The organism is Corynebacterium choanae, assembly GCF_003813965.1.
GTDB classification, from domain to species: Bacteria; Actinomycetota; Actinomycetes; order Mycobacteriales; family Mycobacteriaceae; genus Corynebacterium; species Corynebacterium choanae.
The window spans coordinates 1,836,323-1,859,586 of record NZ_CP033896.1; the positions used below are offsets into that span (position 1 = coordinate 1,836,323).

18 protein-coding genes are annotated in these 23,264 nt (G+C 56.6%); 5 read left to right on the forward strand and 13 right to left on the reverse strand.

Annotated features, from left to right (window positions below):
* Positions 1 to 226: 226 nt before the first annotated feature.
* Positions 227 to 1,060 (reverse strand): 30S ribosomal protein S2, encoded by an 834-nt coding sequence (gene rpsB, locus CCHOA_RS06635; RefSeq protein WP_123928510.1) that lies wholly within the window; start codon positions 1,058 to 1,060, stop codon positions 227 to 229.
* Between the two features lie 1,046 nt (positions 1,061 to 2,106).
* On the opposite strand from rpsB, the gene CCHOA_RS06640 reads away from it, so the two are divergent.
* From CCHOA_RS06640 to CCHOA_RS06650, 3 genes are all read left to right on the forward strand, one after another.
* The gene (locus CCHOA_RS06640; RefSeq protein ID WP_123928513.1) at positions 2,107 to 2,913 is read left to right on the forward strand and encodes a class I SAM-dependent methyltransferase; all 807 of its coding nucleotides are present in this window, start codon (positions 2,107 to 2,109) and stop codon (positions 2,911 to 2,913) included.
* Between the two features lie 55 nt (positions 2,914 to 2,968).
* Complete coding sequence (locus tag CCHOA_RS06645; protein ID WP_245992097.1) at positions 2,969 to 3,373, forward strand: cupin domain-containing protein; 405 nt, start codon at positions 2,969 to 2,971, stop codon at positions 3,371 to 3,373.
* Between the two features lie 333 nt (positions 3,374 to 3,706).
* On the forward strand, positions 3,707 to 4,273 hold the full coding sequence (locus CCHOA_RS06650; protein WP_245992098.1) for a M23 family metallopeptidase: 567 nt from the start codon (positions 3,707 to 3,709) through the stop codon (positions 4,271 to 4,273).
* Between the two features lie 84 nt (positions 4,274 to 4,357).
* Here the strand turns inward: CCHOA_RS06650 and CCHOA_RS06655 are convergent, their stop codons facing one another.
* The 9 genes from CCHOA_RS06655 to CCHOA_RS06695 form a co-directional block, all read right to left on the reverse strand.
* A complete protein-coding gene (locus CCHOA_RS06655; protein ID WP_281273258.1) occupies positions 4,358 to 5,329 on the reverse strand; it encodes a tyrosine recombinase XerC in 972 nt (323 codons plus the stop codon).
* 252 nt (positions 5,330 to 5,581) lie between these two features.
* A complete protein-coding gene (locus CCHOA_RS06660; protein ID WP_206425775.1) occupies positions 5,582 to 6,475 on the reverse strand; it encodes a DNA-processing protein DprA in 894 nt (297 codons plus the stop codon).
* A 626-nt stretch (positions 6,476 to 7,101) separates the two neighbouring features.
* Entirely contained in the window at positions 7,102 to 8,040 is a 939-nt protein-coding gene (locus tag CCHOA_RS06665; RefSeq protein ID WP_123928531.1) for a hypothetical protein, read from the reverse strand.
* A gap of 1,283 nt (positions 8,041 to 9,323) precedes the next feature.
* The gene (locus CCHOA_RS06670; protein ID WP_123928534.1) at positions 9,324 to 9,911 is read right to left on the reverse strand and encodes a hypothetical protein; all 588 of its coding nucleotides are present in this window, start codon (positions 9,909 to 9,911) and stop codon (positions 9,324 to 9,326) included.
* 405 nt (positions 9,912 to 10,316) lie between these two features.
* Positions 10,317 to 10,625 carry a DUF2469 domain-containing protein gene (locus CCHOA_RS06675; protein ID WP_123928537.1) on the reverse strand — a complete coding sequence of 103 codons (309 nt, stop codon included), beginning with the start codon at positions 10,623 to 10,625 and terminating at the stop codon, positions 10,317 to 10,319.
* Between the two features lie 85 nt (positions 10,626 to 10,710).
* The gene (locus CCHOA_RS06680; RefSeq protein WP_123930970.1) at positions 10,711 to 11,412 is read right to left on the reverse strand and encodes a ribonuclease HII; all 702 of its coding nucleotides are present in this window, start codon (positions 11,410 to 11,412) and stop codon (positions 10,711 to 10,713) included.
* Between the two features lie 194 nt (positions 11,413 to 11,606).
* Positions 11,607 to 12,386, reverse strand: a complete 780-nt coding sequence (lepB, locus tag CCHOA_RS06685; protein WP_123930973.1) for a signal peptidase I — start codon at positions 12,384 to 12,386, stop codon at positions 11,607 to 11,609.
* Positions 12,387 to 12,890: 504 nt separating this feature from the next.
* A complete protein-coding gene (rplS, locus tag CCHOA_RS06690; RefSeq protein WP_123928539.1) occupies positions 12,891 to 13,232 on the reverse strand; it encodes a 50S ribosomal protein L19 in 342 nt (113 codons plus the stop codon).
* Between the two features lie 485 nt (positions 13,233 to 13,717).
* Complete coding sequence (locus tag CCHOA_RS06695; protein WP_123928541.1) at positions 13,718 to 16,093, reverse strand: Tex family protein; 2,376 nt, start codon at positions 16,091 to 16,093, stop codon at positions 13,718 to 13,720.
* Between the two features lie 440 nt (positions 16,094 to 16,533).
* On the opposite strand from CCHOA_RS06695, the gene CCHOA_RS06700 reads away from it, so the two are divergent.
* Entirely contained in the window at positions 16,534 to 17,502 is a 969-nt protein-coding gene (locus CCHOA_RS06700; protein ID WP_123928544.1) for a DUF1648 domain-containing protein, read from the forward strand.
* Positions 17,503 to 17,696: 194 nt separating this feature from the next.
* Here the strand turns inward: CCHOA_RS06700 and CCHOA_RS06705 are convergent, their stop codons facing one another.
* The 3 genes from CCHOA_RS06705 to rimM form a co-directional block, all read right to left on the reverse strand.
* Complete coding sequence (locus CCHOA_RS06705; RefSeq protein WP_123928547.1) at positions 17,697 to 18,068, reverse strand: hypothetical protein; 372 nt, start codon at positions 18,066 to 18,068, stop codon at positions 17,697 to 17,699.
* A gap of 236 nt (positions 18,069 to 18,304) precedes the next feature.
* Positions 18,305 to 19,234: a tRNA (guanosine(37)-N1)-methyltransferase TrmD gene (gene trmD, locus CCHOA_RS06710; protein ID WP_123928550.1), complete on the reverse strand. Its 930-nt coding sequence runs from the start codon at positions 19,232 to 19,234 to the stop codon at positions 18,305 to 18,307.
* A 419-nt stretch (positions 19,235 to 19,653) separates the two neighbouring features.
* The gene (gene rimM, locus CCHOA_RS06715) at positions 19,654 to 20,160 is read right to left on the reverse strand and encodes a ribosome maturation factor RimM (RefSeq protein ID WP_123928553.1); all 507 of its coding nucleotides are present in this window, start codon (positions 20,158 to 20,160) and stop codon (positions 19,654 to 19,656) included.
* A gap of 733 nt (positions 20,161 to 20,893) precedes the next feature.
* On the opposite strand from rimM, the gene CCHOA_RS06720 reads away from it, so the two are divergent.
* Positions 20,894 to 22,600, forward strand: coding sequence for an ABC transporter family substrate-binding protein (locus CCHOA_RS06720; protein ID WP_245992271.1), 1,707 nt, complete (start codon positions 20,894 to 20,896; stop codon positions 22,598 to 22,600).
* The last annotated feature ends 664 nt before the right edge of the window (positions 22,601 to 23,264 follow it).

Genomic DNA, 23,264 nt, shown 5'->3' on the forward strand with positions numbered 1-23,264 from the left:
TCGATAGAAAAACTGGTGGGGTTGCTCTTTGCACAATACCCTGCAACGGGTGGGGCTACCCCCACCCGGTTGCTGAGTGCGCGATTGTGCATCAAGCATTTGCGATGGTTGTGGCGGTCGCGACACAGCAACTTTGTTTCGGTTCGTTGATGTGAACCACAAGCAGTGTCGCCTCATCCCTGTCTGCATTCATACGGACTGGGAGTTTCCCGCCAAACAATGCGACTTAGTTGTTGGTTGCTTCTTGTTCTGCAACAGGAGCGGATTCCGGCTGTGCTTCTTGAGCAACTTCTTCGGAAGCCTCAACCTTTGCGGCAACCTCCACCGGCTGATCGCCAGCAGCTTCACGAGCAGCGTTGAATTCGCGCTCTGCCTTAGCCTTCTTGCCCTCTTCCACAGCGGTGGAGATGATCTTGGTCAGCACGTCAACGGAACGAATAGCGTCGTCGTTGCCAGGAACCGGGTAGTTCACAACATCCGGGTCACAGTTGGTGTCGAGGATAGCCACGACTGGGATGTTGAGTTTTTGAGCTTCAGCAATCGCGATCTGCTCTTTGTTGGTGTCAACGATCCACATTGCGGAAGGGATCTTGTGCATGTCAGCGATACCGCCGAGGACACGCTCCAGCTTGGTGCGCTCACGGGTAAGCATGAGCACTTCCTTCTTGGTGCGACCTTCGTAGCCGTCTTCAGCAGCATCCATAGCCTGCAGCTGCTTCATACGGGTCAGACGCTTCGACACAGTCTGGAAGTTGGTGAGCATGCCGCCGAGCCAGCGGTGGTTCACATATGGCATACCGCAGCGCTCAGCTTCGGTCTGCACGGCTTCCTGAGCCTGCTTCTTGGTACCAACGAACAAGATGGTGCCACCGTGAGCAACAGTTTCCTTCACGAATTCGAAGGCCTGATCGATGTAGGTCAGGGTCTGCTGCAGGTCAATGATGTAGATGCCGTTGCGGTCGGTCAAGATGAAACGCTTCATCTTTGGGTTCCAACGACGGGTCTGGTGGCCAAAGTGGACACCGGAGTCAAGAAGCTCACGCATGGTTACGACTGCCATGTGATTCGCCCTTTCTTGGTAGAGGTTTGAGGTTAATTCTTGGAAAGATTCTGCAGGTTTTCCCTACAGCCTGGCGACACCAGTGTTCCCACCAACGGAGTGATGATTGTTGAAAGTCAACAACCATGCCTGCTCACAATTGGACCTACTCGGAACCCTGGCCACCAACTCGAAAAACTGCGAAATCGCAAGATTGCCAAGTCGATTGGCTTCGTGCCGCGCGAAGTCAGTGTGTCTGGATGCGCCCTGCAATCACACCGGGTCCGTACTGCCTACTACCTTGCTTATCGATAGCTTGCAGCAGGCGAGAGTTCGTTTCGACCTCATCCGATGTGCACAGATTTCAAGCGTGAGTTGCCGAATGTTAATTCAGCACGCAAACGCCAAACATCATTTGTGGACACACTGCTAACCGACGAGCATAACGGGTTGTTCAGGATTGACCAAAACCACCCTCTCCCCTTACTCTGCTGGTGTGTACAGCCCCAAGTCACACCTATAACTACCGCCCCACCTGCACCAGTGGAGTTACCCACTTGCAGCGCCCCGGGACTGACCCCTGGGTAGCGGTCATCCGCATCGTAACTGCCAGGCTTGGCACACCTACTTACCAGCATTCCTGACGTCGGCTACACGACCCACCACTGCCGTCTATGACAATGCCGTGCCTCAAACATCCCAAATCGGCGGGCGCATATAAATCACCATCATTGTTGCTCGCTCGATAGCCACTGCGGTTTTGCGGCCGCTCGCTCAGTGGGGCCGGTGGAGTCTTTCTCACCGGGTATTTCTTTTGCATACCCGTGCAGCACGAACAGTCACACAGTGGTCACATGACCCCTAAAGGTACACATCCCCACAAGTCGCAGTGAGGTATATCACGTTCCAAACGTGACTAACCCGTGATAAGTTTGGTAGGCAACGCCAATTAAGGCAAGGCTCACTTTCTTGTTGTGGTTGTTGTTCCAGCCCACCACCCCAGCCTTATTACTGCACATCTTCTGTTGTCCATGTCGGCTTGCCGCCCAATTCTGAAAGTCCCCCCTATGCATCATCCCACCACTCCTGAGGCCAACATTCCCGCTGAACGCCGTCCCGGACATTGGGTATTGGCCGAACTCGGTAAAAAAGTATTGCGCCCGGGCGGAAAAGAACTCACCGAAACCCTCATTGCCGCACTCCCACTGCGGGGTGCTGATGTTGTGGAATTTGCCCCTGGGATGGGGATGACTGCCGGGTTACTCCTGGCGCAGCAACCCGCCACCTACACCGGCGTGGATCGAGATGAAACTGCGGTGAAAACTGTCACTGCCGCAGCCGCCGGCGCGATACCGGTAACAGTCAAACAAGCGAGCGCAGATGCCACAGGGTTGGCTGCTGAATCCGCTGACGTGGTGATCGGCGAAGCAATGTTGACGATGAATAACGACAAACAGAAACAAGCCATCATGCAGGAGGCGTTTCGTGTGCTGCGACCGGGTGGCCGCTACGCCATCCATGAATTGTCGATGGTTCCCGACAGTGTCGACGATTCGGTGAAAACCCAACTGACGAAATCACTCGCCCAAGCAATCCGAGTCAATGCCCGACCCTTGACCCACGCAGAGTGGAAGCACCTTGCTGAATCGGTGGGGTTTCACGTAGTTGGTGAATATTCCAAGCCGATGGCGCTGCTCGAGCCTCGCCGCATGATTGCCGATGAAGGGCTGCGGGGAATGGCAACCATTGCGAAAAATTTGCTCACTAAACCAGCGTTGCGCCGCCGCGTCCTTACGATGCGTTCCACATTCCGCACACATCGAGATCATCTTGGTGCTATCGGGTTGGTTTTGGAAAAACCAGCCACCACCTAAACCAGGAACCAGCAAGACGGGTTGCAGACCCGACGAACCTTTACACTAGGAAGCCATGACACAAGAACTACCAATCCACGACACCTCCACATTCCCAGCGCGCCCGAATTTAGAATCCGGCGAGACGATGCACACCTACAATCTGGTGGATCTGGCCCCAGCTCCCAGTGATGCTGCTCGTCCCGCGGTGCAACGGCTGGGTGCTCACAGTGGTGCGACGATTATTGCAATGACTTTCACCCCTGGCCAGGTTTTGGCTGATCATAAAGCGGCGCATCCGATTTTGGTGCAGGCGGTTGCCGGCGAGCTGCAATTTAGCTGCGGCGATGAGACGGTGACGCTGACACCGGGGATGGTGTTGCATCTTGACCCGATGGTGGTTCATCGGGTGAGCGTGGCTGCTGATGCCAAGGAAAATGGGGTGTTGTTTTTGACGATGCTGACACCGCGGCGGGATTAGTCTGCAACCTGTTGCGGATTGTCTGCTTGGGGCTGATGGGCAGTCCTCTCTGTCCCATCTCGCACTGGGGTTTTTGGGTGGTCGGGATGGTGAGGCTTGCTGCTGTGCCGGTTGTGGCGGATATTTGTCGCTGCAACCGGTTGGGGGTACGACACAGTCACAGTGTTTGTGCATTGTTGTAACTGGGGTGGGGAAACCAGCCGGCGGCGTGAATTTCTGCCACGGAGTGTTTGCGGGATGCGGCGAAATGCTGCCATAGCTATCCGTAGGTTGTTTGCTGTTGTGTGCTGTTGTTTGTTGGGGGTTTATCCTGCTCCCGCTACTGGTGGGCAGTTGAGTCTATCTGAGGGGGCAGTGTCTTCGACGCTTGTGTATCGTGCTGATGCTGCCCCGGGCACTACGCGGGTGGTGCAGGGTGGTGGATGGTCGCAGGTGCCGCACCGTACTGTTTCGTGGCAGGCGCGTGGAGTTGGGCGTCGTCGGTTTGTGAATCCATTAACTAGCCGGCGGGATCTGCCGGTGGTAATTCGATCGTTCGATCCACCAGCGAAACGATGGTTGCCTGGTCATCGTGGGGTGGATCTTGATGCGATGGTTGGTGCGCCTATTTTTGCACCTGCTGCAGGAACTGTACGGTTTGCTGCGGTGCTTGCCGGTACACCAACGGTGTCGATTGGCCATCAGGGTGGGCTTATTACCAGCTATCAGCCGGTGACTGCGGTGGTGCGCCGAGGAGAGGTGGTGCAACAAGGCCAGTTGATCGGGGTGTTAAGTGAGCCGGTTACACCGTTTCCGGGATTGTCGTGGGGTGCCAGGTTTGGGCAAACGTATATCAATCCGATGTGGCTGCTTCAGCCGCCGCATATTCGGTTAAAACCTGCTGGTAGCCCACCGTCGTAGACGGGGCGCAGTTTCGTATCTTGTGACGTGTTTGTTCCTGCATGGTGGCCGCAGATGGTTCGTGTGTGGGCCTGTCGGTGGTGGCTAGGCTCGCGGATGGGCTCGTTGAAACACCTCAAGCAGGTGCTGTTCAGAGACATGGGTATAGATTTGGGTGGTTGACAGGGAGGAATGCCCGAGCAACAGCTGGACTAGGCGTAAATCGGCGCCGTGGTTGAGTAAATCGGTGGCGACACTGTGGCGCAGTGCATGAGGGGAAAGGGCGTCGATACCCGCAGCGGATGCTAGCCGTTGCACAATCCGTCGCACTTGCCGCGGATCAATGCGACCACCTTGGTTGCCAACAAATACTGCGGTGGTGTCAGGGTTGGCCAGCGTATCGCGGTATTCGAGCCACAGCTGCAACGCATGGTGGGCAGGTTCACCGAAGGGGACGGTGCGCTGCTTGCCGCCTTTCCCGGTTACGCGAAGCATTCGTCTATGTTCGTCGATGTCGTGAAGCTGGAGTCCGGTAAGTTCACTAACCCGCAGACCGGTTGCATACATAAGCTCGACGATGCAATAGTCACGGGCGATGACAGCAGCCTGCTTCGGGCGGGAGCCGGTTCGCTGTCCGATACTGCTGCCATCATCAACCCCAGCAGCTGTACTGTCTGCTAGTGGATGGGGTGCTTGCAGCAGCTGGGTGGTTTCTTCCTCGCGAAGCACCCGGGGCAAGGTGCGGCCGACTTGAGCAACGGTAAGACGCAGCGACGGATCTGTGGGGATAAGCCCTTGTTTCCGCGCCCAACTGCAAAATTGTCGAATCGCCGCCGTGCGACGGGCCATTGTCGACGCAGACATTCCATGGCGTTTCTGCTGATACAAAAAGTCACGGAGATATTCCAACGTCAAGTCCTGCAAACCTGATAGACCGTCCAGCACCAGGGCTATATCGGCGGTGTAGGCAGTAACCGTATTCGAGCTGCAGTTGCGCACATGCTCAAGCCACAGCCCAAATTCGTCGATGAGCGATGACCATTGCACGTCACCGGAAGCTGTCTTCGGCGATTCCACAACACCACAGTGTAGTGCACCGATGTGGACAAGTCTGATTGACTTGGGCGCCGCAATACCTGCGTTCAACCCGCTGCTACACGACACCAGGTAAGGTGTACACGCCACGGCCCCGGCAAGGTGGTGCGGTGGCACACGGCCTGCAGCACACAACCAGGTCAACACACACTCACCTGCTGATCGATAATTGCATGCCAGGCACACCCCTACGCCTGCATGCGCACCACTGCCCTGCAAATACGCAGCCTGACTCTACGCAGGTGGGGTGTGGTGTTGCTCTGTCGTGCTCCGGGTGAGCCAAAACAGTTGTTGGTTACAGTCAATTTTTCGACTGTAGTGCAACGCGACCAACTGCCGAGACAACACCGCTGGCGGCAACCCCGACAATTGCAGCAACTGGGCGAACGTGTGTTTCCCGGGCTGTGTTTGTAAGGCATGGATCACCTGCTGCTGAAGTGACTGGCAGGCGGCGGCGGTAGTGTTATCGACTGCCAGCGGTAACACCTGGGCACGAATATCTGTTGAGTTCGCAACGAGTTGGGCTTGCTGCTCGGCAATTAGCCGATGGCATCCCATCGATCCAGGTTGATCAACCGGACCGGGAATCGCTAGCACAGGTGTGTTACAAGCAGTTGCTGCCGCGATACACAACGAACTCACCGCATCGTTGCGATAATCCACCATCACCACAGCATCAGCCCAAGCAGCAACCAGCATGGCCGTATCGGCCACAGAAGTAGCCGGTGTTCGCTTTCCTGGTGGGAACCGGGACACCACCATGCCACCCCGGTGCGCAAACGTATCCAACAACTCGGCTGTGCGACGACAGGACACTTGTCCTAACGCCACCGGCACCACCGCAATCGCCGATGTCCCCGAAGCCGTAGTGGCCTGCTGCAGCACCCGAAACCCAATCCCGTCCACGGGCACCGTCAACACCGTGATTCGGTCATCACGCAGCAAACTGCGCACAATCCGAGTCACAGTGTCCACCGCATACACAGCCGGCCGGCTGCTGCCCAGCACTGCAACCACCCGCCGCCGCGCCGGGGAAGATGCTGCCTGGATTGGATCTAGCTGTAAGGCAGCGCCGCTGTCCTGGTGTACCGATTTACCGCCGGCACACCACAGGGTTCGTGGATACACCCAACCTGGGGCGTGGACTGTACTGGCAGCCGGTTGCACACTGTGGCAGTTGGTATCGGTCTGGCCGGATTGTGACAATGATGCTGGGCAGGCTGAGTGCACATCCTCTTTTTGCCGTTTCAGCACACGGTTGGGATCCTCCACTGGCCCGTGCTGTTGGAGCCTTCCTGCACCGGCTGGTCTGTGCTTTCCAGGGTTTTCCGAAAAATGTGTGTGTGCTGCAGGTGGTGGCGGCACCCTGTTACCTGGCTGCGTGTTCGCCGCAGACCCCGCCGGTATCCCTGTTCGTTGCTTGGTCGGGTTAGTTCCAGGTTGCGGCGCCGAATGACGCGCACCAGTAGCCTTCCGATTTTCCTGCCTCGGGTCAGGATTCCCAATATCTGTGGGTGTCGCTGTGGTGGCGAAGGTCTCCATGGTGCAGCCCTGCACAGGTATCCCCGATGCCCGAAGATACCCAAAAGCTCGCGCAAACTGACGTGTCGGCCACGCTGGATGGGAAGAATTGAACTCCCGCACAGGTGAATGGTGATAGGTAGCCTGCCGGGCACCATCTTCAGCGTGCGACCAGTGTGCATTACTCGATGCGTGAGCCCCAGCAGCATCCCGATACGGTGACGATTGACCGATCATAAATCCCCCTTTTCCCTCGCTGATTGTGCGGTTGCACACGGGTGCACAGCATCAGCGACAACAGAGACTTCAGCATGGGTAGGAACCGCTTTTCCTGCCAAGTCAGCGACAGTCCAGGCAAATCGCAGCAGCAGCCGTCTCCTAGCTGGAGTCATCGCTGCAAGGACTGCTGCAAGCGGTCGAATATTGCTGCTATGACACGCAACCCGCATAAAGTCTGCATAATGCACGCCCGCATTTGTGGCCACCGATCCACTCATTCCCTGCCATCGTCGATGCGCCTGCCAGGCCATCGATTGCAGCAGGCACGCCACATGCGACTGTATCGAATCCGGCAATTGTTGCTCCGCCACAGGAATCGGGAGTGCCCCTTGCAGATGTCCGGTGGCGTCGATAATCCGGGAAACGGAAAACCAGCGGCCACAACCGGTGGTCACCAGCACTGGTTGCTGGTGAAACTCTCTCATCTGCAAGGCGGCCAGCAGCGCAGGTGGTGTCTTCGAATCGAGAACAACAATGGCGTCGGAACGGTGCTGCTGTCGATGCGGGGCGACAATAGCAAAACCAGCACCAAGCACATGCCCGGCGCGACTCGCCTCCGGCGACACATACTGCAAAGCAGGTTCACCAGGACACGCGCCAGACGCAAAGTGTTCAGCAGCCCGGTCACGCAGTGGGGTGTCTCGACTGGTGTCCCAATTTTTCGCTGACCTGTTGGCGCTGTGTGGCAGGCATGCACCGGCTGCCGGGGTGGATGGTTGCTCAATAATCCAAGCTTTCACCGAACTGCCATCGACACACTGCCATTTTCGCCCCAGCACACGCTGCATTGCCGCAGCCACCTGCTGGGCTGTCTGCACATCGGTGCCGGGGATAAGCGGGTGGCCGCCAACAATACCGGTCGCTATCCCAAGCAGGAACGGATCAGCGGCCACTCGAGGCTGTGTTCTGCCGCAATAGCGGGTCAGCACCTCCCAATTCACGGATCCGATGGCAATATCCACCCCAGTCCGCACCTGGTCGACACCAGGTTCATCGGGTGCCTTCTCGCACCGGACAAGTGATGAGGTGTCAGCCGTCAATATTCCACAGTTCGCAGGGGTAGACGGCGGGTTGTTCGGCGAACGATCGGTTTGCTGCTGTCCACAATCGACCGCTGATACTCTTGTGCGCCGAGCACTGTTTGTTGCAGCATCTGGCTTGTTCACGGTCGCAGCGGGAAAACAGTGCATCCTCTTGTTTCCAACGCGAGATCTTGCTGCAGCAACCGCAGCAATGCTTGTAGTCTCTGCGGTGGTTGCGGCCAGTTGCTGTGCCAATGCAGTCACCGCGGCCACGGTGTCTGGGGAATATGAGGGAGCGCTCTCGTGAGGTGACGGCGGCACCCCCACCGCAGCAATGTTGCCCTGACCGTTGCTATCAGCTGCCTGGTGGTGTGTCGCTGGAGGTTGTTGCGTCGGGTGCGCGAGACAACGATGTGTTGCTGACAATGCTGCCGCGGCCATCGGTGCGTTAAGCGGTAGGTTTGATTGTGTCGCCACCCGGTGCGGGTGGGCTTCTTCCATCCCAGTGTCCTGCGCTGGGTGAAGCAGCGATGAACAAGGTAGCGGCTGCGTATTCAGGTTTTGCTGGACAGCACCACTATGCAGAACACCTGATCTTGCTTGCGCTCGTGGACTAGGAGGTGTTGGCTGCTGGAGAAACTCCAGGACTTCCTGCACGGTTTCACCCGCAAAGCAGGTGAGCTCTGCGCCGGTTATGCCGGGCGGCAGCTGTGCATCGGCGGCAATAATTGCCATCCCAAAGCCTGCTTTTTGCGCCGCACCGCACCGCTGCTGTAGTCCCGGAACTGGCACGAGTCGACCACTTGGGGTTACCCGGGAGAGCAATACTATCTTCTCCAAATGGGATGCCACCCGATCCCTTTGTGGCTGAGGCAGCAATCCACACACCACTGCCATCACTGCCGCAAGATCACAGTCTGCAAATGCCGACTGCCGCAACATACCGCTGCAGGTGAGCTGCATCTGGCAAGTATTTGGCACCGTGAGAAGTTGCTCAACGATCCTTCCGATCCGGCTAACCCATCCCCGCCAACTGGGTTCATCGACTGCCGGATGCAACCAGCTGCACAGCTTTCCTCCGGGGGCGTTTACACCGGGCAAAGTTACCGGCCGGGTCTGTAACCGGTGTAACTGCGGTGTAGACCCGTTGGTGGTTACCGTGACAGCTTGGCTGTACATGGCGCAAACACCTCCTGCCACTGCCAACACCACAATGCTGTCCGAGAGGTTGCAAGCCGCCACAATTGCACAGTGTGTGCACAGTAACGACTGCTTTCGTCTGCTTCCGGCAACACCGGCAGTGAATTGTTGACCTGTGCTAGTTGGGTGAGTGTAACCCCACGAGTGTGGGTACTTGCAGCAATCACCCGGGAGGGAAACGCTGCTACCGCATCGATCCAAAAGGGCGACAATACCTCTGCGGAACAGTCTGGCATCACCCCCACCACATCGAGCCGCACGCTGCTTGCCGAATGCACTCCTGCCAAGCGTTTGCCGGCACGGGCAAGCTGCGCAAAATATCCACTCGACAACGGCACCCTCCCATCGGTTGGGGGTCGAATAAGTGTTTTTACCGCTACTACAGCTAATTCGTGGGCAGGATATTCCACCAGCAGATCTGCTTCAGCCTTGGGATATCGCACATTTTCTTGGCGGATCATCGCCCCCTGCTGCTCGTAGCAAAGCGTTGCAGCGGTCTGATTTCGGCGCAAATTCGGCCGATAGGTCGACAAAGACAACATTTCAAGCTCACTTATCAATCGTTTCCATCAACAGCAATGTCCCTGCGCACATCCCAAACCCCGTTGGTGCGGCTAGGCGATGCTTCCCGAACGGCGATTTCCCAACGCCAACATTCCCCCGGCGAACAACGACACAACCACATCCCCGAGACCCCAGACCAGGTATGCCCCGAATGGATACACCCCCCGGAATAGTTCTCGTGCCTGCGATGCATATTCAACCCAGGCACACCGCAGCCAAACACGGCAACGAGCAGTGCACAGCGACTGATCACATTGTTACCGCCGCTGCAAGCAGCTGCCCCGACACAGCCCCAGCAATGCCGAAAGCCTGTGGAAAACTAGAGTTCTCCACAGGCTTACAGTGCCGGAACAGGCGTGATTGATTGATATTGTGCTATGCGCCTACTGCTCTGGAACGTACATGTCCGGTTTATCAAGCTCTTCGATATTGACATCCTTATAGGTGATCACCCGCACATAGCGAACGAAACGCGCCGCCCGGTACATATCCCACACCCACGCATCAGACATGCGAATCTCGTAGTACACGTCAAGACCCTGATTGTGCGGAATGAGTTCTACCGCGTTGGCAAGATAAAAGCGCCGCTCAGTTTCAATCACATAAGAGAATTGGCTGACAATGTCGCGATATTCGCGGTAGAGCGACAGCTCAACATCAGCCTCATAGTTGTCGAGTTCTTCAGCGCTCACAAATATCCTCCGCAGGAAAATTGGTAGTGAAACAACGTCACCGGCTCACGATCTCATACAAAGCAGCAAATCAGCCGTTGTTGCCTCACAGTGTGGTGGGCTGATTCGCGGTTGTGTCTGCGGTGTGCGTCGTTAACCATTGACTGTGGGCTTGCGCCACATTGGCATAAGTGTAGCGATGGATTGGGCTCGCCCCGTGGCGGCGCACCGATTCCATATGTTTCGCTGTCCCGTAGCCTTTATGTCCTGCAAACCCATATCCGGGATAGATCTCGTCATAGTCTGCCATCAAGCTATCCCGAGCAACTTTTGCCAGCACACTCGCTGCAGCAATACACAGTGCAGTCGCGTCACCTTTCACAATCGGGATGTGCGGCATTGGCAACCCAGCCAGCTGCACCGCATCGGTGAGCACATATCCTGGTTGCACTTGCAAACTGGTTACCGCCCAGCGCATCGCCGCAAAGTTCGCCCACTGTAGCCCATAGGTATCAATATCTGCAGGCTCGATAAACACCACAGCTGTCGCTACTGCCACCGATTCAATCACCGGCACGAGACGTCGTCGTTTGGCGGCGGTGAGCTGTTTGCTATCGGTGAGTTCCTGCAATTCGGGAAGCTCTCTGCTTGGCAGAATGCATGCCCCGGCAGCCAAAGGTCCGGCACAGGCACCACGCCCTACCTCGTCGACACCTGCCACCGGCCCCAACCCAGCAAGATCAACGGCTGCCTCAAGATCACGCAGCCCGCCACTGCCCGTGACGGGGACGTGATTTGCTGCCCGCATCCACGGCAGTCGTGCTATCAACGCTCCGGGGAGCTGTTCGGGATGTTTACCCAACACGATCATCTCCTGCCGCAGATCCAGCATGGGGCACGCAATGTATCGAATCGGGAAACCCGAACATGCTGCGAAAACTTCAAGGTAATTGAGGATTGCTTGTTTAGCCTAGCGGGTGAGCTTGCCGCTGTTGCGGCAGCTTACTGTTGCTGAATATCAGGATCGGCAACCCCACCAATCCGGCTAAACGGCAACACGATCGCCTGCACCTTGCCGACAATATTGTCGACTGGCACAGTTCCTTGATATTCGTCGCCGAGATGATATCTGGAATCGGCAGAGTTTGTCCGATTATCTCCCATGACAAAGACGTTATCTTCAGGGACAGTTATCGGACCGAAGTAGATGCCCCCGCAGGCGTCAGAGCCGACTGCTGGATCAGTGGGATAGGTTGGGGGCTGTTGAATATAGGAAGAATCGACTTCTTTCCCGTCAACCATCACCCCAGGATCCCCTTCGAGGCATTGAATCGTTTGGCCACCGGTTGCGATCACTCGTTTGACGAGATCGTTTTCATCGGGGGCAACAAGTCCAACCTTCGCACCAATATTTTGCAACCCCCGCACCATGGCGTTCGTTGACCGGGTGGACACATAGTTGGTGTTCCACGACGGCGGACCACGGAAGACGACGACGTCGCCGGGTTCCGGGTCGGTGAAATCATAGGTCACTTTGTCAACGAAAATGCGGTCGCCGGTGCATCCAGCGCAGCCGTGCAGGGTCGGTTCCATCGACTGGGAAGGAATCACATACAACCGGCCGATGAAGGTTTGCATGACGGCAACCAGCACCAGGGTGATCAGGATAACCAGGGGAATCTCGATATACCAGGGCTGTTCTTTGCGTTGCTTCCGGTTTTTCCGAATATGGCGCACCGACCCTACTGGTTTATCCGAGTTCGTTGCAGATTCATGGGACATCGTCACGCAGGCAAACACTACCAGTATTTAGCTGCGACTGTTGCGCACCGATTGCTTGGCAGCCGCCATGTGGGAGTATCCTGCGCAGGCGTAACGTGGTTTTCCTGCCATGTTGCGCGACCAATATTCCGGCCACGGCGCCGGTTAGCTACCGCCTAGCAGCTGAAAAAGCAGGAGGTGGCGGCGATGATCGCAAGACAAGTGTTGGATCAGCTGCTCAACCGGTAACAACAAGTCTTGACGACGGAGACGTATCTGCCACCCCAGTGTGCATGAAATCGGCACCGACAACTTTCACAGCGAAATATTCCAGCTGCCGAATGCCCTGCTGTGCAGGCTTACAAGCAGGGAAAACACGCCTTGTGCACGCTGCTCGGTGGGGCGACTATGAGACGCGAAAACCCCCAGCGAGAAGAGAATATCGCAGTCGATATTTGGCTTCTAACTGGGGGTTGCACCGTACAGCTGATGGCGGCATATGCCGCTGCTGCACAAGGAGTTGGCTTAGCGCTTTTCCTTGATCTTGGCTGCCTTGCCACGCAGGTTGCGCAGGTAGTACAGCTTCGCCCGGCGAACCTTACCGCGGGTGATCACATCGATGTGGTCGATGTTCGGGGAGTGCACCGGGAAGGTACGCTCCACACCGATACCGAAGGAAATCTTCCGAACAGTGAAGGTTTCCCGGATACCGGAACGCTGGCGACGGATAACGACACCGCGGAACACCTGGATACGGGACTTTTCACCTTCGATAACCTTCACGTGCACGTCGACGGTGTCGCCGGGACGGAAGTCTGGGATGTCGTCGCGCAGCTGTGCTGCATCGACTTTGTCAAGAATATGCATAACGGGTAAACACTCGTTTCTGTTGAACTAAGGAGAGGAATAGAGGAACCGAGCGGCGAAAACCAAACCGGCACTGCAAACGTGTGCAGGTGGTGCTCGACTGGTTCATATCCAGAACCTGCTGCTGGCTGTCTGCGCTTGGCAAGGAATTCCGCGGTGAGCGTGACTTCCTCGCAGCCCCTACGACCACCGTGAAAGGAATCGTTGTTTGATGTGCTTTCCCGGTCGGGTTGGTAAGCGTGGTTCAAGATAACGCTTGACAGCTAGGCAACTGGACAAGTATTGCATGGTCTGCCAGAAGTTTCAAACTTCCCAACCAGGATCGTTGCCGTGAGTGAGCTGTGGTGCACATCCCGCCACAATCGAGCAACGACCCACTTCCCCACGGCCAGGAATAATCGCCGGTTTGCCACCAGGCACCGGCATGTCAAGGGTCACGCCAAAAGCAGGTGACTGCTTGCCCCAGGCTGCAACCCACCGCCGGGTTAACGCCCAAATCCGGCGTTGCGCAGCGCATCTGCCAAACTTGTGGCAGGCGCAGAAGAGCGCTGTCCACTGTTGTTCGATTGTTGCTTCGATGATCCTCGGCCACCCCGATTGTTGCCGCGGTTACCGCTTCCTGTGCTGCCCTTCGGCCGGTCGGCGGTGCCGCGGCCAGGTTTACGGTTCTGGGTTGACTGCTTACCCGCAGTTGCTGCGTCCGCGGGGAGAGGATCATCTAGCCGCAGCGTCAAGCTGATGCGTTTGCGGGGCACATCGACGTCCAACACTTTCACTCGCACCGTGTCGCCTGATCGAACCACGTCATGCGGATCAGCGACAAAGCCTCGTTTCATCGCGGAGACGTGAACGAGCCCGTCTTGATGGACTCCAATGTCAACAAATGCACCAAAAGCTGCCACGTTGGTCACGGTGCCCGCCAGAATCATTCCAGGGGTGAGATCACCAATGCTGGTGACATCGTCGCGGAATTCTGCGGTAGTAAATGCGGGGCGAGGATCGCGGCCAGGTTTCTCCAACTCGCTGACAATGTCGGTAACTGTCGCTAATCCAACGGTGTCGGTGGTGAAATCGGCCGGGTTGATGGTCGAAACAAGCTGCCGATTACCAACCAGGGTGTGTAATTCCACGCCTGCGGTTTGCGCGATGTTTTCTGCTACCGCATACGATTCGGGGTGGACCGCTGAGGCGTCGAGCGGGTTCGCCGCCCCAGGAATTCGGCAAAATCCGGCGCACTGTTCAAACGCTTTCGGCCCTAGCCGGGACACGTTCTTCAATTCGGCACGGCTAGTAAATGGTCCGTGTTGTTCCCGGTGGGCAACAATATTTTTCGCAATGGTGGGGCTGACACCGGCGACCTTGGTTAACAACGGCCAGGAGGCGGTGTTGATATCAACCCCCACAGAGTTCACTGCCTGCTCCACTACCCCGTCAAGGGTGCGGGCAAGCTGGGTTTGGTTGACATCATGCTGATATTGTCCCACTCCGATCGATTTCGGATCGATTTTTACCAGCTCTGCAAGTGGGTCTTGGAGACGACGGGCGATCGAAACCGCCCCGCGGAGGGAAACATCAAGGTCGGGGAATTCTTCCGCCGCAATCGATGAAGCAGAATAGACACTCGCCCCGGATTCGCTCACAGTAACAACTGTTGGCGCAGGGGTTGCGTCCCCGCCGGCGAGGGACGCTACTTCCCTGGCAAGTTTGAGCGATTCGCGTGACGCTGTACCGTTGCCGACTGCGATCAGCTCCACCCCGAATCGTTGCACTGCGGAAGCTAAGGTTGCAACTGCTTCCTGCCAGCGGTTAGCTGGCTGATGGGGATACACAATGGCAGTGTCGAGCACTTTACCGGTGCCGTCGACAACGGCACATTTACATCCGTTGCGATAGCCCGGATCGATGCTTAACACCACTTTCGATCCGGCTGGGGCGGCAAGAAGCACATCATGCAGGTTTGCCGCAAACACTGCTAATGCCCCATCTTCAGCGAATTGTTTTAACCGCATCCGCGCATCTAAACCGGCAGACACTGCAAGCTTGGTGCGCCAGCCTTTCGCAACAGTGCTAAACAGCGGACTGGTGGGGTTGGCCTGCCAATTCGCTAACTGCACAATGTGGGCAACATAGTCTTCTTCCGGCAGATAGCCATCGGTAACAACCGAAAGGATCCCTTCGGATTCGCCGCGGAAACACGCCAAAATACGGTGCGATGGCATGTCGGTAAACGCTTCAGCAAAGTCGAAATAGTCCGCGAATCGGGCACCTTCCCCAGCTTTGCCATCGATCACTGTGGCAACAAGTTTTCCGTTGGTAAAAAACAGGTCGCGAAGCGGACCGATCACGGCCGCGTTGAGCGCAAGTTCGTCGATAACAATGGCTTGGGCACCAGCCATCGCCGCGGCAGCGTCCGGCACATCAGCAGTGACATATCCTTGGGCGGCCTGGGCAAAGTCGAAGGAAGGATCCCCACCCTGCTCAATAAGGATGTGCGCTAGGGGTTCCAGACCTTGTTCCCGGGCAATATCGGCTTTCGTTTTGCGCCGTTTCTTAAACGGCAGGTAGAGATCTTCCAGGCGTGATTTCGAATCGCACCCATCGATGAGCGCCCGCAGTTCATCGGTGAGTTTGCCCTGCTCTTCGATCGCGGCAAGGATCGTAGCTTTCCGATCGTTGAGTTCGCGCAAATATCGCAAGCGTTCGGTGAGCTGGCGCAGCTGGCTGTCATCCAATCCACCGGTTTTTTCTTTCCGATAGCGGGCAATAAAAGGAACCGTATCCCCATTATCGAGCATGGTCACCGCGGCATCAACCTGCCACGGTGCACAGTGAAGTTCGGCAGCAATCGTTTCGGTAATCACAGCGACCCACTATATCGGCAACCATACTCACGCTTGTCGCCGCGGTCAGCAACCTCGCATGTGACGGGGACACGACCAGCAACGACATCCGACCGCGTCGCGTCGGATTGCTGTACCGCGCAATGTTGCCGCTCATGGTTTCTTTTCCCGCTTCAGCGAGAAGCAGCAGCACTGCTAGCGATGAGAAAACCAACACTGCAGCAACATCAGTTTCATCCTGGTCGCCGACGGCACACACCGAAAACGACTAAGGTTGTTACCACACAGGCGGCGGCGCCTCACCGATGGTCTTCCCGCCACCCGTGCACAGCGAGTGCATGCATTGCTTCGCGGATACTGCGGCCGTTGTATGAGCGCACCTCAACACAGGACGGGTTCACCGTCGCAGCGCAAGGTCACACTCCGGACACCCTCGAAAAGGCAAGGAGACCCCTATCATCATGTTTCACCGAGAGATTTTCCGCTTCCGTTTCCTTGCACTAGGGCTTCCTACAGCCATTACCGTCTTCGGGATACTGTACGGGTTAGCGGAGCTGCCGATGCTCCCTAACCAGATTGCCAGCCATTTTGGGGCGGACGGGCAGGCGAATGATTACTCCTCCCCGCTGGCGTTTATTGCCGGAATCGGCGCCCTCCAGCTTGCTCTGGTGGTGTTCATCGGATATCTAGCAGGGACAGTCAATCGGCTCATCGTTGTGGTCAACAATGCGTTTGCCTTGTTTTTCTCTTGGGGCGTGCTCGGCCTTACCATTCACCGCAATGTTGCGGCGAGCGGGGACGTCACCCAAGCAACCCTGCCGTGGCTGCCAATGCTTGCGATTTTGGGATGCTCCATTGGGGTTGGGATCGTTCTAGGACTGTTCGCAAAACCGGTGTATCCAGCCGAAGATGGGGTCAGCCGTAATGTCGATAAGACTCTGGTGGCGGATCATTCAACCACCCAATGGGTAGGTACGGCACGCATGCCAGCAGTGATCATTGCAGTATTGCTGCTGTCACTTGCTGCACTGGCGACAATTACTGTGTATCTGTTTCTCGACGAAGATGCGTCGACTGCGACGAAGGTGATTCTCGGCGGCGCAACGCTGCTCATGCTGCCCACGCTGGCAATGACGAAACTCACTGTCACCGTCAACCAAGATCAGGTCACGGTAGCGTTTCTTGCCGGATTGTTCCGCAGCACCACTGCCGTCGCTGCGATTACCGCTGTGCAGACACAACACATCAACCCGATGAGCTACGGCGGCTGGGGGTTGCGCTTCAGCAAACATGGCATGGGCTATATTTTGCGCAGCGGCGAGGGAATGACACTGCACCGAGCCAACCAAACACCGCTGGTGGTAACCGTTGACGAGGCGCAGCAGGGCGCTGCCATCGTGCAAGGTCTCATTGAGCGAAACGCCAAATAAGCCGTATCGCACCACAGCGACTATCACTATTCACCCAGGTCACGTCGCTGCAATGCGGTAAAAAAGCAACGAACACCTTTCTGTCCCTGCACTAGCGCTTTAGCCATCGCCTGCCAGCTAACACTCACAGGTGGCAGATCTTTTGCCATCCATTCGATACGAACTTAAGGTCGGCCGCCCCAGGGCGTTGGTGGTTAGAGTGAAATATTGCAGGCACTCTTGCTGCCAGGGTCAAGAAACCCTGCCGAGGTGGTGCCATACCAATATTGGGGGTTGCCCAACGCGGTAACCACATGTTTGGTCACTTCGCTGGCGGCACGTGTACTGCGGCTGTGGACAACTACCCGGTGCAGGATCTCTGCTACTGGCGGATGACCTTCCCGCTGCTGATATTCACTCACCAGCATGTTGTCTGGTTCGCAAGCAAACGATAGCTCTTCGACTGCGATATTCATCGGGGTGCAATCCTCGTCGGTTAAATGCTGCGATAGTTCAGGTTCGAGGCGCTGCCACTCAGACCTGGTGAGCAGCACCTGAATATCGGTGGTCCACTGTGTTGGTTCCATAATCGCCATTATTGCACTGCTGGAGGATCCTGAGTTGTTCAACGGGGCGATCACCGTGGCAAACCCTCAGGCCGCCCAGGTGACCTGCTGGTAACGCACAAACACCGGCGCAAACTGGGTTCCCTGCAGACTTGCCTGCCGCAACACCTGCACTGTGCCTGCACAACACCTGGAAAACGTGGTAGATCAACAACCACACGGCGAGCGCTGCGTGGTCATCCTTGGATGATCAACAGCTAGCGGTCATCCGATGGATTGTGCACGTCCCCATCTGATTGCTCGATTGATGCTAAAAACGCAAGATCCTCGGCGGTCAGGTCACCTCGTTTAGCAGCTGCCGTGAGCAGATCTGGACGAATGGTTGCGGTACGTTGCAAGGATTGTTCCCGCCGCCAGCGGGCAATCTTGCCGTGGTTGCCACTGAGTAACACTTCCGGCACAGCAAGCCCTTCCCACAGCGCTGGCTTGGTGTAGCTTGGACCTTCCAGCAACCCATCAGAAAAGCTGTCCTCCGCATGGGAACTGGCATTACCCAACACCCCAGGGATCAGACGAATAATCGCCTCGGCGATGACCAGCACCGCCACCTCCCCACCGATGAGCACATAGTCCCCAATGGACACTTCCCGTACCCGATAGTGTTTCCTGGCGGCAGTAATCACCCGCTGATCGATGCCTTCATATCGCCCGGGGGCAAACACCACATGATCCTCCCCTGACCAGGCTTGCGCGTCTGACTGCGTAAATGGTCGCCCCGCAGGGGTTGGCACAATGAGCAGCGGTTTGTCGGCGTCAGCTGGTGTTTCACCGCGGGCTGGATCAATACGATCACCTTGCTCATAGCCGGTAAAGGTGCTGTCGCGCAGGTCGTCATGGCGTGCCACATTCCGATGCGGGGTGGCTGAACCCAACGGGGTCGCACGTTGCGCGAGTCCCGATGTGGAGGCCACATCAACCAAGGCTGGCCCCCACACACTGGGCTTCATCACCATGCCAGGACCACCACCATAAGGAGAGTCGTCGACTGCTTGATGCACATCATCAGTCCAGTCCCGCAAGTTGTGGACGGTAACGCTGACCTGCCCGCGTTCAATCGCTTTGCCAATGAGCGCCTGCCCTAATGGGGAAAGATAATCCGGAAAAATTGAGATGACATCAACACGCATGGTGGGGGCAGGTTCCTATTCTCACGAGGGAAAGTAGCTGTACAAGGATACACCTGGTCAGCGGGGTGATTTTGGTGGCACGCCAGTAACGATGCCACCCATCCAGCAGGGCGTTGTCTACAAATACCCGGCAGGTAGCAAGGATAAACAGCAGCAATGCGGCACTGGCTGCAATACCGGTAGCAACAGCCAAGGGGTATTTCGCTCGGGTGCGGATCGCTGTGCACCCGGCCAAGAACTGCAGCAACCATTGCTATGTCTTCCGCCACAGTACTTAGCGATCCAGTTTGACCCCAGTACCCCTGCCTCGTCCGATCCCGGGGCAATGACCAGGGGCGGTGGCAACCGAAACAAAGCAAAGCGTTGCGCAAGCATCCCTGGCAAAGCTTTGCCGCGGAAAGCGGGGTCACGCAATGTTGCTATAGATCAAGGAGCCCATCAGGTGGAGTAATAGTTACGGTGGAGTGCTCCAGGTCAACCTCTGGCACGATGGCGTGCACAAACGGAATGAGCACCTCCCGCTGATCAGCAGCGAGTCGAACTTGCAGTAACGTGCCACCGGGACCTGTGGTTACTTCTGAAACAACCCCGATCTTCGCCCCGTCGCACACTACTGTCAGGCCTTCGAGTTCATGATCGTAAAAGCCCTCTTCGTCATCGTCGTCATCTAATACTGGGGCGAAGAACTTCGTGCCCCGCAGCGTATCTGCCGTTGTCCGATCAGACACTTCCTGAAAAGTGATGAGTAAACGCTGCTGATGAGGACGAACATGCGCAATGGTGAGCTCATGGGTTTTCCCCGTTTGCGTGCCGTGCAGCACCTCACCTACCGCAAATCGCACCTCCGGCTGGTCAGTGGTGGGATCGACTACGACTTCCCCTCTGATTCCGTGGGATTTGATCACGCGACCAATACAAACATCCATAGCGGTTGATCCTAATCGACGCCGCAGCGACTACCTAGCTTGCCGCCCATGAGCGAACAGTGAAAAAGGGCTGTAGCTGATGGCAGAAACGGCATTGCACACGTCGAGATCATCGCTTCGGAAAACAGTCAAGAAACCCCCTCCAGTAAGGCGTGGTGCGGCAAGCAATGACGCCACCAGAACCCGCCACAATCCGCATCTCGGGATGAATTCTTGGTAAGAAATGGTTGCGAAGTGATAACAGTTTGCTTCCATTGCTCTTACGCTCAGCAGGTCATCCGTAGCGACGTATTGTTTCTATCAACGCTGCGCGGACAATGGTTACCAGCATTTTCCTTGTTAGACACCCCTCATTTACGAAAAAATTACCCCCGAAGCAGAAGCGATAATCCGCCCTTGGTGTGCGTTTACAGTCGAGTCGATCGTGTTCTAGCTCACCCTATTACCTGACATTCGCATGGGATCACGCTAAACTTTCCCGCAGTGACCGTCATTTTCACGATCATCACAGAAAAACCCGGTACCAGCCATATGGCCAGTACCTCCGTTTCACCGCCTTAACAAGGCAGCAACAGGCTGGCACACCTGCTGGGTGTTGCACAGCGGCTCGAATGCTATTGCGACAGCAATTGCACCGACATTGTTGCGAAGCATTGTTCACAGGTGGCATGTGATGGTTGCACTGTGGAAGGTGGCGTCTACTTCACTTGTACACGACGAAGGGTTGAATAACGTGAAGAGCTCCAAGTTCTTGCTGCAGACCACTGCTGCTATTACCGCATCCGCACTGTTGCTGGCGGGCTGCTCAAGCTCCGATGAGGCAAGCAACAGCTCCAGCTCCGCACAGAGCTCCGACAAGGCAACCTCTGCCTCCGCGGAAACGGGCGAGATCGCTGGCTCCGACTATGCGCCAACTGACTATGACGACGTCAAGGACGGCGGCACGCTCACCTTGGCCACCTACGAAGTGCCGGAACAGATGAACGTGTTCCACGCTGACATGACCGGCCCGACCAGGACGCTCTGGGTGAACTACAACCCACAGGTAGCTCTCTACGATGAAAACGGCGAGTACTACCCAAATCCGGAGTACGTCACCAACATCAAGGAAGAAACCGTTGACGGCAACACGGTTGTCACCTTTGACATCAACGAAAAAGCCACCTTCAACGACGGCACCCCAATTGACTGGACCGCATGGGAAACCACCTGGCAGGTCAACAACGGCACCAACCCGAACTTCCTGGTGAACTCCACCGACGGCTACGAGCGCATTGCCACTGTGGCCCGCGGTGAGAACGACAAGCAGGCTGTGGTGACCTTCGCTGGTGCCTATCCTTGGTGGAAGGGTCTGTTCAACACAATTGCACACCCTGCCCTGAAGGACGTTGACAACTTCAACTCCTATGTCAAGGAACCACATCCTGAGTGGGGCGCAGGTCCGTTCATTCCAGAGACCTTCGACTTCAACACCGGCCAGGTTGTGTTCGTCCGCAACGACAAGTGGTGGGGTCGCCCAGCGAAGCTGGACAAGAAGATCTTCCGCCAGATGGAATCGCAGGCCGCTCTTAACGCCTTCAAGAACAACGAGCTTGACGCGACCTCCATCGCTTCGAAGGAACGCTACGCTGCGATCAGCACCATGCCGGGCATTGAAATCCGGACTGCGACTGATCCATTCCTCGAGCTCAACGCTAAGGCTCCACAGCTTGATGATCCAGCCGTGCGCGAAGCTATCTTCCGTGCGATCGATCGTGAAACCCTGTCCAAGATCCGTTTCAACGGTCTGCCCTACTCCGAGACCCCACCGAACTCCCTGGTGCTCTACCCATTCCAGGAAGGCTATCAGGACAACCTGACCAAGGCACTCGGCAACGATCTCGGCCCTGAAGCCGCCTCGAAGATCCTCGAGAACGCCGGCTATGTCAAGGAAGGCGACTACTACGCCAAGGACGGCAAGACGCTGGAACTGCGTTACACCCTCTTCGGCACCGACGAGGCTTCCCGCGCTAGCGCTACCGCAACCCAGAAGATGCTGAAAGACGCTGGTATCAACGTCACCATCGATGAGCGTCCAAGTGCGGAATTCTCCGACACCATCAAGCAGCGCGACTTCGATATTCTGCCGATCGCTTTCCGTGGCTCTGATCCATACGGTGTTGCATACTTCGGCCAGACCTACAAGTCTGACTCGCAGCTCAACCTCTCCGGCACCGGTACTGCAGCCTTCGACGAAAAGATCAAGGAACTGCAGGAACTGCCAACCGCCGAGGAACAGATCAAGCGCGCGAACGAACTCGAAACTGAAGCGTTCGAACTGTGGGGTCTGCTGCCATTCGCTAACGGTGCACAGATCGTTGCAGTCAAGGAAGGCCTGGTGAACTCCGGTGCTGTTGGCTTCAGCGCACCTCCAATCGAAGCTGTTGGCTGGAAGAAGTAATCTAGCTAAAAAGCTGCAAGCGGGACTTGTCCCCTTCCCAGTAGCAACATTGCCCGCAGGCACTGTTCGCACTCGGTAGGGACACTCGCCGCTGACACACCACACACGGGGTGTAGCACTGCTCACTGACCAGGGCAGCGCTACACCCCGTTTGTGTGTTGTATTTCTTTGACGCCAACCCTGCCAGGCTTCACCCCACAGCGTCACTGTGCATGGTGAGATCCTCACCGTGAACAGGATGCCCCACCCCCGCTGTGGACAAGGGGTGCCGTTTTCGTTTCCGTTTAAGACCGGCCCGCAACTTCACCGTTGTGGCGGGTTGTGAACCCAGCATCATTCCTAGGGTTTCCTCCAGCTACTCAAATCCAATGGTGAAACGAGTTCATCACCAATATCTGGTTAAACCTATTTCAACCACGCGGCCAAGTGGATGTGAGCCATGCTGCCAGCGACCGGTAGCACTCCCCACCTGCGATTGGATTGCCCCGCCGCAGTACCATCTCGACAGGAACCGATAGTGGATCCCCAGTGCAGCACACCTGCGATTCCCTTACAGAACTATCCTGAAACCAGCTTCACCAGCACGAGTTGTTGTTCTGCGCACCACCAGCAGTCGCCGACAATGAGACCAGACATCGGCGTTTTTTCGGGGTGTGGCAATAGC